Consider the following 10,040-nt stretch of genomic DNA (forward strand, 5'->3'; position numbering starts at 1 on the left):
AAGCGGGCACGCTTTTCGCCCGCTTGACACCCCTCCTTGGGTGTGGCTGCCTCGAGCACTGCTCGTGACGGGACCACCCCACGGGATCGCGCCCAACGCACGCAACAGCAAGCCGCCGTAAGCAACAGGCGTGCCATCAACCCACGTGCGGCGCTGGCCCGGTCCTTGATCAGTTGGCGGGGTCCGGGGCGGAGCCCCGTGCTTGAAAACTCACCCCAACCGACCAGTCAACTCCCGAACCAACGGGTCGGCCCCATCAGCCTTGCCCTGCCGCCGCAAAGCCTCGGACAACACCGACAGAACATTCCCGACCTGAACATCGTCACCCAACAACGAAGCAGCCCGCCGAGCCTCGGCTTCCGCGGCCGGGGCATCATCGGCGTTCAACAGGACCTGAGCCGCCCGCAGCACCACGAACACCCGCCAGTTCGCATCCCCCAACGACGCAACCAACGCCTCAGCATCCCGATAATGCTGAATGGCAACCGAGAACTCACCAGTCTGACCGGCGACCCAAGCGCGGATCGCCAGGATCTCAGCCTGCCGCCGAGTGACCTCAGCGGGATCGTCGAGCAGGGCCAGCAACTCCTCGGCATCGTCAACAGCCGAGATGGTCTCCACGACCTCGTCGTCGGGCAACGTGGAGGCGAGCTCGACGAGCGACCCGACCGCCTCCGACACGTCACCTTCCTGCTGCCACAGAGCAGCAGCCGCCCGCCAGGAAGCAGTCGCCTCGTCGTGCCGGTCCAGCCGCCCCTGCACGGACGCGAGCGCGTCGAGCAGGAACGCCCGCCGGCCGACCTCCTCGGCGGGCAGCAGCTCGATGGCCTGGCGCAGATGACGTTCGGCGGCGGGGAACTCCCCGAGCTTGCGGCAGACCTGTCCCAGCCGGAACACCACCTGCAACCGCAGGTCGTCCTGTCCTGGCTGCAACAGCCGGAGTGACTCCTCCAGCACCTCGGCCGCCTCGACGAACCGGTCCGTCTGCACGTACCCGCCGCTCAGCGCGAAGCAGAAGTGCGCGGTGTGCCCATCGGAAAGGTGCACGCGCGACACGGCCACGGCCTCGCGCAGGTCGCCCAGGCAGGCGCCCTCCTGGTCCAGCTCCTGGATCGCGGCGACCTGGTACCAGCGCGTCTCCGCGGACTCCGGCAGCGGGAACGCCGCCACGAACTCCCGTGCCGTCGCGACGGCCTCGGGAGCGCGCCGCAGCAGCGTCTCCAGCCGCAGCCGCAGCCGGTAGCCCTCGAACCGCGCGTTCGGCTGGAGATCACCGGCCATCACCGACACGACGGCGGCATACGCGCCGTCCAGGTCCTGTTGCCGCGCAAGGTGTTCCGCGCTCTCCACGGCGACGCGGCCGCGCAGCTCCGGAACGTCCCAGGAGGACGCGAGGGCGAGCAGCTCGGAGGCGCGGTCGTGCGCCTGGTTGTCGTCGTGCAGCTCGGCCAGCGTCAACGCCGCGATCGTGCGGGTGTGGTCCGACGTCGCCTCGGCCAGGCACTTCTCGGCCAGCTCCAGACCGCCCTCCAGCCCGATCGCCAGCCGCGCCTGGTAGCGCAGGGCCAGGTCGGCGGGCAGGGCCGGCAGCAGCTCCTCGAACACCGCCGGGTCGAAGGGCACCAGGCCCGTCGTCATCCGCCGGATGCCCGCGTGGGCGGCGAGGTCGGGCGGCAGCAACGAGTCCATGTCCGCGGGCAGCGAGTCGAGCATCCGCCGCGCCTTCACGAACTCGCCCTGCTCGTAGAGCGCCACCATCGACTCGGCGATCTCCACCGGGTCGCCCGACACGACCGGTTCCTCCGCGGCGGGAACGGCCGGTGCGGCCGGCACGGCGAGCTCGACGTGCGGGTAGTCCTTCTGCTCCAACGACTTCGTGACCCGGTCGGTCCACACCGGCGTGCCGTTGCGGGCGTCGAACGCCTCCGCGAGCTCCACCGCCCGGTCCACCAGCCGGTCGAGCAGCTCCGCCGCGGTCAGCCGGCCGACGCCGGGCACGTCGAACACGACGTCCGGCTTGATCCGTTGCAGCAGCACGGAAGCGCACTCCGCGAACGACATCTCGTCGGCGGGCAGCTGCTTCGCCGTCACCTTGTGCAGCGACCGGCGCAGGATGTCCTCGCCGCGCGACACGTTGCCCGTGAGCGCGCAGAACCGGATGTGCTCGTGCACGTACGAGGTGATCTCGTCGTCCTTGATCAACCGGTACGCGGTCGTGTGCGCGTGCGCGGCCCGTTCGGTGTCGCCGATCTCCAGCAACGGCCACAGCAGCGCCGACAGGATGCCCTGCGGCTGCGTGGCGCAGCCGGTCTCGCCCGACAGGCCCTCCCAGCCGTGGGCGGCGGCCTCGTGGTGGCGGCCCAGCCGCGCCAGCATCCAGACCTGTTCCTCGACCACGCACGCGTCGCAGTCGGCCATCGGCCCGGACTCGGTGGCGAGGTACCTGCCGAGGTGCTCGGCGAGCCCGGTCATGTCACCGACGTGGTAGGCGAGCTCGGCCCGCGCGCCGTGCACCGGCTGCGCCGAGAAGCCCAGGCGGCCGTAGCGGTCGGCGAGCTGCTCGATCACGCCCCGCAGCTGCTCCAGCGAGAACCGCGGGTCGCGCCGCAGCCCGGTCGCGATCCACTTGTGCGACCAGTTCAGCGAGTGGACCTCGTAGTCGTTGAACGCCTCCGGGTCCTTCTCCTCCGCGGCCCGCGCCCACGCGAACGGCGCGAGCATCAGGTCGTAGCGCGCGAGGTAGTACGCGGAGTCGATCATCGCGATCCGGCAGGAGACGCCGAGCGGCAGGTGCCCGAGCGCGTCGGACATGCGCGCGGCCCGTTCCAGCGCCTCGTGCTTCGGCATGCCCGTCGGCATGTTGTAGGCGTCGAGGAACGCCCGCTCGGCGTCCTCTGCGGTGAAGTCGGCCATGTTCACTTGCCCCCAACGGCGCGGTCCAGCAGTTCCAGGAACGAGCGGTTGAGCGCCGCCGTGTCCTTCGGTCGCATCGCCCGCCGAGCCTGCAGAACGGCGTGCACGTACAGAGATTCGAGTGTCAGCTCCACGAGCGACGGGTCGGTCAGCCTGGCCAGCCGCTGCACGAGCGGGTTGCGGCAGTTGAGGACCAGCTGCTCCGGCCGCGACGAGTCGGACCCGGCCGTCAGCTGGCCCAGCAGCTCCGCCCACAACGGGTCGGTGGTCTCCTCGGCGGCCTGCTCGGTGTCGAGCTTGCGCTGCTGCTCGGCGTTGGTGATCAGCAGGGCGGGCAGCGAGACCGGGTCGAAGTCGCGGATCACCGCGTCGCAGTCGTGCCGGTCCAGCGCCGCCGCGCCCTCGGCCAGCCGCAGCCGCAGCGCGGCCTCGACGTCCGGCTCCGGGTCGGCCAGCGCCGCCAGCAGCTCCGACGGCGCCACGCGGCGCGCGACGGACGGGCCGTCGAGCGCGCCGAGCCGGTTCAGCAGCTCCAGGTCGTAGGCGTAGCCGGCGTTCACCAGGCCCAGGCCCTGCGCGGCCGCGACCGGCGCGAGCTGGTGGAACTCGTCGACGTCCGGGATGTAGAGGATCGCGCCGTGCTTGCGCTTGAACTGCCGCAACGGGATCGGGCCGTCGGTGGTCTCGAACGGCAGCCAGCGCTCGACCAGCCGCAGCATCTCGTCGTCCGACCGCGCCAGCGACTTGATGCCCAGGTGGTGCGCGGCCAGCAGCTCGCCCGCGCGGCGCGGTTCGATCGCGTCCAGCCTGATCAGCCAGTCGCGGATCTGCTCGCCCAGCTCCTCGCGCACCGCCAGCAGCATCTCGTCCTGGTACAGCGCCTCGCGCGACGCCGTCGGCCTGACCGCGGACGCGTCGACCACGCACCGCACGAAGTAGGCCCAGTCCGGCAGCAGGCCCTCGACGTTGTCGCCGACGAGCATCCGCTTCAGGTACACGCGGTGCGTCTGCCGCGTCCCGGGGTGCACCCCGGAGGGCAGCACGAACGCGACACCGGTCAGCCCCGCCGCCTCGACCTCGATCGGGATCGCCTCGAACGGCGTGAACCCGAAGACCTGCTCGCAGTACGCGGAAAGATCGGCGTCCTCGTCATCCCACGGCCGTTCGCCCCGGGTCACGACGTCGCCGTCCAGCGTCACGACAGCGGGCAGCAGATCGCCGTAGTCGCTCACCAACGGCCGCACGACGTCCGCCTCGAGCCAGTGTTCGTTGCCACGCGAGGCACTCAGCACCACCGTGGTGCCCACCGGCACCTCACCGTCCACAACAGACACGGTGTAGTTGCCAGAGGAGTCCGCCTCCCACCGCACGCCCGGCCCGCCGCGGGCGGACCGCGTGATCACCGTCACCGAGGAGGCGACGAGGAAGCACGACAGCATGCCGACGCCGAACTGGCCGAGGAACCCCTCGCGCGCGAATCCCAGCTCATCGCGCTTGGAGGTGCGCCCGAGCGTCGACAGCAGCTCGTGCACCTCGTCCTCGGTGAGGCCCACGCCGGTGTCGGTGATCGTCAGCGTGGCACCGCAGGTGATCGTGACGTCGGCGGGGCAGGACGGGTCGAGCTCGCGCCTCGCCGTGATCGCGTCCACGGCGTTCTGCAGCAGTTCGCGCACGTAGACGCGCGGGCTGCTGTACAGGTGGTGGCTGAGCAGGTCGATGATGCCGCGCAGGTCGACGCGGAAGGTGTGCGACATGATGCCGCCCATATTAAGTAGGTCGGGCGGCCCGTCGCCGCTCTTTAACGGAACGTGCGGAAGCGGTCAACTCGGCACCGACTAGGATCGGCCCGTTCACTACCGAAGTCCGTGACGGGAGCTGTCCTACCACCATGTCCGGAGCCAACGACCCGTACGACCCCAAGGAGGTCGCGGCGCTGTCGGCCGAGAACCTCGACGCGGCCGTGCAGAAGGCGCGCGAGGCGTTCGCCGGAGCGGCCGACCTCGAGGCGCTCGCCTCGGTCAAGCCGGGCCACCTCGGTGACCGGTCGCCCGTGCTGCTGGCCCGCCGCGAGATCGGTGCCCTGCCCCCCAAGGCCAAGGCCGAGGCCGGCAAGCGGGTCAACCAGGCGCAGTCCGCGATCAAGACCGCGTTCGACGAGCGCTTCGCCGTGCTCCAGGTCGAGCGCGACGAGCGGGTCCTGCGCGAGGAGTCCGTCGACGTCACGCTGCCCTGGGACCGCTTCCCGCGCGGCGCGCGCCACCCGATCACCACGCTCGCCGAGCGCATCGGAGACGTCTTCGTGGCCATGGGCTACGAGATCGCCGAGGGCCCCGAGCTCGAGACCGAGTGGTTCAACTTCGACGCGCTGAACTTCGGCAAGGACCACCCCGCCCGCTCGATGCAGGACACCTTCTACATCGCGCCCGGCGACTCGCAGCTGGTGCTGCGCACCCACACCTCCCCGGTCCAGGCCCGCACGCTGCTCGAGCGCGACCTGCCGGTGTACGTGGTGTGCCCCGGCCGCACGTTCCGCACCGACGAGCTCGACGCCACCCACACCCCGGTGTTCCACCAGGTCGAGGGCCTCGCGGTCGACAAGGGCCTGACGATGGGCCACCTCAAGGGCACCCTGGACGCGTTCGCGCGCGCCATGTTCGGCGAGGACTCGAAGACCCGCCTGCGCCCGAGCTTCTTCCCGTTCACCGAGCCGTCGGCCGAGGTCGACGTGTGGTTCCCGGAGAAGAAGGGCGGCGCGGGCTGGGTCGAGTGGGGCGGCTGCGGCATGGTCAACCCCAACGTCCTGCGCGCCACCGGCGTCGACCCGGACGTGTACTCGGGCTTCGCGTTCGGCATGGGCCTGGAGCGCACGCTGCAGTTCCGCAACGGCCTTCCCGACATGCGCGACATGGTCGAGGGCGACGTCCGCTTCACCCAGCCTTTCGGAACGGAGGCCTGATCCGGATGCGCGTCCCGGTCAGCTGGCTGGTCGAACACCTCGGTTTCGACGAGATCCCCACGCCCGACGAGCTCGCCGAGGCGTTCACGCGCATCGGCATCGAGGTCGAGGAGGTGAGCCCGCTCGGTCCCGTGACCGGCCCGATCGTCGCCGGCCGCGTCGTCGAGATCGAGGAGCTCACCGAGTTCAAGAAGCCGATCCGCTACTGCAAGGTCGAGGTCGGCGGCGAGCAGGTCAACCAGATCATCTGCGGCGCCACCAACTTCGTCGAGGGCGACTCGGTCGTCGTCGCGCTGCCCGGCGCCGTCCTGCCGGGCGACTTCACGATCGCCGAGCGCAAGACGTACGGCCGCGTCTCGCAGGGCATGCTCTGCGCCGCCGACGAGCTCGGCATCGGCGACGACCACTCCGGCATCCTCGTGCTGCCCACCGGCACCGCGCAGCCCGGCGACGACGCGATGGAGCTGCTCGGCCTGAACGACAGCGTCATCGAGCTCGCGCCGACCCCGGACCGCGGCTACGCGTTCTCGGTCCGCGGCCTGGCCCGCGAGATCGCGTGCGCGCTGGAGGTGCCGTTCGGCGACCCCGGTCTCGCCGAGGTCCCGGAGCCCGAGGGCGAGGCCTGGCCCGTCCACATCGAGGACCGCGCCGCCTGCTCGCGGTTCGTCGCGCGCCGGGTGTCCGGCGTCGACCCGACCGCGCCCACCCCGTGGTGGATGCGCCGCCGGCTCATGCTCGCCGGCATGCGGTCGATCTCGCTGCCGGTCGACGTCACGAACTACGTGATGCTCGAACTGGGCCAGCCGCTGCACGCGTTCGACGCCTCCTCCCTGTCCGGCTCGCTGACGGTGCGCCGGGCGCACGCGGGCGAGAAGCTCACGACGCTCGACGACTCGGTGCGCGCTCTCGACACCGACGACATCGTCATCGCCGACGACAGCGGAGTCATTTCACTCGCCGGTGTCATGGGCGGTGCGTCCACGGAGGTCCAGGACACGTCCTCGGACATCCTGCTGGAGGCCGCGAACTGGGACCCGGCGTCCATCGCGCGCACGGTCCGCCGGCACAAGCTGCCGTCGGAGGCCGCGAAGCGCTTCGAGCGGACCGTCGACCCCGCCCTCGCGCCGGTGGCGCTGGAGCGGGCCGCGAAGCTGCTCAACCACTACGCCGAGGGCTCCATCAAGCCGGGCCGCACCGACGTCGGCGCGCCGGCGCTGCCGGAGCCGGTGTCGATGCCGATCGACCTGCCGGACCGCGTCGCGGGCGTCCGCTACGCGCGGGGCGTCACGGCCCGCCGGCTCGGCCAGATCGGCTGCCAGGTCGCCGTGACGACCTCGGACGACGGCCAGACGATCGTCACCGCGACGCCGCCGACGTGGCGCGCCGACCTCGTGCAGCCCGCCGACCTGGTGGAGGAGGTGCTGCGGCTGGAGGGCTACGACACGATCCCGTCCGTGCTGCCGCCCGCTCCCGCCGGCCGCGGCCTGACCGAGCAGCAGCGCCGCCGCCGCACGGTGTGGCGCACGCTGGCCGAGGACGGGTTCGTCGAGGTCAAGCCGTTCCCGTTCGTCGACCCGGCGGTGTTCGACGCGTTCGGGCTGGCGGAGACCGACGTCCGCCGCAACACCGTGGGCGTGCTGAACCCGCTGGAGTCGGACAAGAACGTCCTCGCGACGACGCTGCTGCCGGGCCTGCTGGAGACGCTCCAGCGCAACCTGGCCCGCGGCGCCCGCGACGTCGCGCTCTACAACGTCGCCCAGGTGACGCTGCCGCGCGCGCAGCAGGTCCCGGTCCCGTCGCTCGGGGTGGACCGCCGTCCCACCGAGGCCGAGGTGGCCTCGATGCTGGCCGCGCTGCCGCAGCAGCCGCTGCACGTGGCCGGTGTGCTGGTGGGCCACCGCGAACTGGCCGGCTGGTGGGGCAAGGGCCGCACCGCCGACTGGTCGGACGCCGTCGAGGCGGCCCGCCGGGTGGGTCAGGCGTACGGCGTGACGTTGCGCGTCGTGGCCTCCGACCTGCTGCCGTGGCACCCCGGCCGCTGCGCCGAGCTGCGCGTGGGCGACTGGCCCGTCGGCCACGCCGGCGAGCTGCACCCGAAGGTGGTCGAGGCGCTGGGCCTGCCCAAGCGCACCGTGGCGTTCGAGCTCGACCTCGACGCGCTGCCGCTGGACGACCACCGCCCGGCCCCGCTGGTGTCGGCGTACCCGCCGGTGCTGCTGGACGTGGCGCTGGTCGTCGACGCCTCCGTGCCGGTGCAGTCGGTGTCCGAGGTGCTGGGCGCGTCCGCGGGCGACCTGCTCGAGGACATCCGCCTGTTCGACGTCTACACGGGTGAGCAGGTGGGCGAGGGCAAGAAGTCGCTCGCGTACTCCTTGCGCTTCCGCGCCCCCGACCGCACGCTGACGGTGGAGGAGGCGACCGCGGCCCGTGACGCCGCCGTGTCCGCCGCCTCCGAACGACTGGGTGCGGCACTGCGCGCCTGATAGGTACGCTGGGTGAGGCCCGGGTTCCGCGGAACCCGGGCCTTTCGCGTAACGCCAGGGGTTTTCCTCCGATTGCGTGCGCGGGTAGCCGGTGGATGGCGGTTGACAACAGTGCCGGCAGGGTCCTACTTCTCGTGTCTTGTGCACGCTGTGTAGTGGTTGAGCGTTCTCCAGACTTGGTGCCGTCCCACCGAGCACCACCCCAGGAGAACCACATGCGCAAGCGCACCGCAGTCATCGCCGCAGTCGCCATCGCCGCCCTGGGCGGCGGCATCGCCTACGCGGCGTGGTCGAGCACCGGCTCCGGCTCCGGCTCCGTCGGGTCCACCGCCGAGCTCAACTCGACGATCAGCCCGGTCAACGGTGCCGGCGGCCTCTACCCCGGCCGCACCGTCAGCTACTCGGTGACGATCAACAACCCGAACGGCTACCCGGTCAAGGTCACCGGCATCTCCGCCGGGTCCTCGGCTCTGGTCAACGGCTGCGCCGCCGGCACCGTCACGAGCCCCGCCGTCACCGACCCGGCCGGCACCATCGCCGCGGGCCAGTCCGGCACCTACACGCTGCAGGCGACCATGAACGCCGACGCGAGCGACGCCTGCAAGGCGCAGACCTTCTCGCTGCCGCTGACCGCGACGCTCGTCTCGGCTGCCTGACCCATGCGCCGCGCCCTGATCGTGTTCGTCGTGCTGCTGGCGCTCTCACCGGTGGGGAACGCGGCGGAGAGCCCCGGCAAGGCGTTCACGATCGCGGACGTCGGCGCGGCGACGGGGTTGGCCCCCGGTGGGACGGTGACCCGCACGGTGCGGGTCACCAACCCCAACAACCAGGCCATCTCGGTCACCCGGCTGGACACCTCGGTCGGGCGCCCCTCCCCGAACTGCCCGGCGAACGCCGTGACCGTCGAGGCCCTCGCCGCCCCGGTCCTCATCGCCAAGAACAGCCACGCCGACGTGGCGCTGGCCGTCCGCATGGCGGCCTCGGCCCCGGACGCCTGCAAGAACCTCACCTTCCCCCTCACCTACTCGGGAACGGCGATCAAGCCATGATCAGCTTCAGGGAACTCGTCCGCCGGCGGTCCGTGCGGCGAGGTGTCATCGTCCTCGCGGCCGCGACGGCCGCACTCGGCTCGGGCGTCGCCTACGCGGCCTGGACGAGCTCCGGCACCGGCAACGCCACGGCCACGGCGGCCACGGCGTCGGCTCCGGTGGTGACCGGCGGCGCGGTCACCACCGGTTTCCTCTACCCCGGCGCGACGGGCACGGTCGTCGTGACGGTCAAGAACCCCAACCCGTACCCGGTGGTCGTCGGCACGGTCGCCCCCAACGGCCCGGTGCCGGCGTCCGGCTCGTGCCCGGCGAGCACGGTGAGCTTCTCCGCGCAGACCCCCGGCACGTCGATCGCCGCCGGCGCCACCGTCGCGATCACGCTGCCGAACTCGGTCTCGATGATCTCCGGAGCGGTCAACGCGTGCCAGGGAGCGGACTTCTCCATCCCCGTGACCGTCACGATCGCGAGCGCCTGATGAAGACCGCGATCGTGGGAACGGCGGTGCTGTGCCTCCTCGTGGCGCAGCCCGCCGTAGCGGCCTGGACCACCAGCGGACAGGGATCCGCTGGTGCGAAGGGCGGCACGCTGCAACCGGTGGTGATCACCTCGTGCGCGAAGGGCGCCGGCAACTCGACCTC

7 protein-coding genes are annotated in these 10,040 nt (G+C 71.6%); 5 read left to right on the forward strand and 2 right to left on the reverse strand.

The window, feature by feature from the left end:
• Nucleotides 1–210: 210 nt before the first annotated feature.
• Nucleotides 211–2,913 carry a hypothetical protein gene (locus VF330_RS35390; RefSeq protein WP_330856093.1) on the reverse strand — a complete coding sequence of 901 codons (2,703 nt, stop codon included), beginning with the start codon at nt 2,911–2,913 and terminating at the stop codon, nt 211–213.
• 2 nt (nt 2,914–2,915) lie between these two features.
• Entirely contained in the window at nt 2,916–4,667 is a 1,752-nt protein-coding gene (locus VF330_RS35395) for an HSP90 family protein (protein ID WP_330856094.1), read from the reverse strand.
• A 134-nt stretch (nt 4,668–4,801) separates the two neighbouring features.
• Here VF330_RS35395 and pheS point away from each other — a divergent pair, with 134 nt between their 5' ends.
• The 5 genes from pheS to VF330_RS35420 all read left to right on the forward strand — a co-directional run bounded on the left by pheS (nt 4,802) and on the right by VF330_RS35420 (nt 9,877).
• Complete coding sequence (gene pheS / locus VF330_RS35400) at nt 4,802–5,869, forward strand: phenylalanine--tRNA ligase subunit alpha (protein WP_330856095.1); 1,068 nt, start codon at nt 4,802–4,804, stop codon at nt 5,867–5,869.
• A gap of 5 nt (nt 5,870–5,874) precedes the next feature.
• Nucleotides 5,875–8,352 carry a phenylalanine--tRNA ligase subunit beta gene (gene pheT, locus VF330_RS35405; protein ID WP_330856096.1) on the forward strand — a complete coding sequence of 826 codons (2,478 nt, stop codon included), beginning with the start codon at nt 5,875–5,877 and terminating at the stop codon, nt 8,350–8,352.
• Nucleotides 8,353–8,567: 215 nt separating this feature from the next.
• Nucleotides 8,568–9,008 carry a hypothetical protein gene (locus VF330_RS35410; protein ID WP_330856097.1) on the forward strand — a complete coding sequence of 147 codons (441 nt, stop codon included), beginning with the start codon at nt 8,568–8,570 and terminating at the stop codon, nt 9,006–9,008.
• Nucleotides 9,009–9,011: 3 nt separating this feature from the next.
• Nucleotides 9,012–9,401, forward strand: coding sequence for a hypothetical protein (locus VF330_RS35415; protein WP_330856098.1), 390 nt, complete (start codon nt 9,012–9,014; stop codon nt 9,399–9,401).
• Nucleotides 9,398–9,877, forward strand: a complete 480-nt coding sequence (locus tag VF330_RS35420) for a hypothetical protein (protein WP_330856099.1) — start codon at nt 9,398–9,400, stop codon at nt 9,875–9,877. The genes VF330_RS35415 and VF330_RS35420 overlap by 4 nt, the downstream gene beginning before the upstream one ends.
• The last annotated feature ends 163 nt before the right edge of the window (nt 9,878–10,040 follow it).

This window comes from Lentzea sp., from assembly GCF_036380075.1.
Lineage (GTDB): Bacteria > Actinomycetota > Actinomycetes > Mycobacteriales > Pseudonocardiaceae > Lentzea.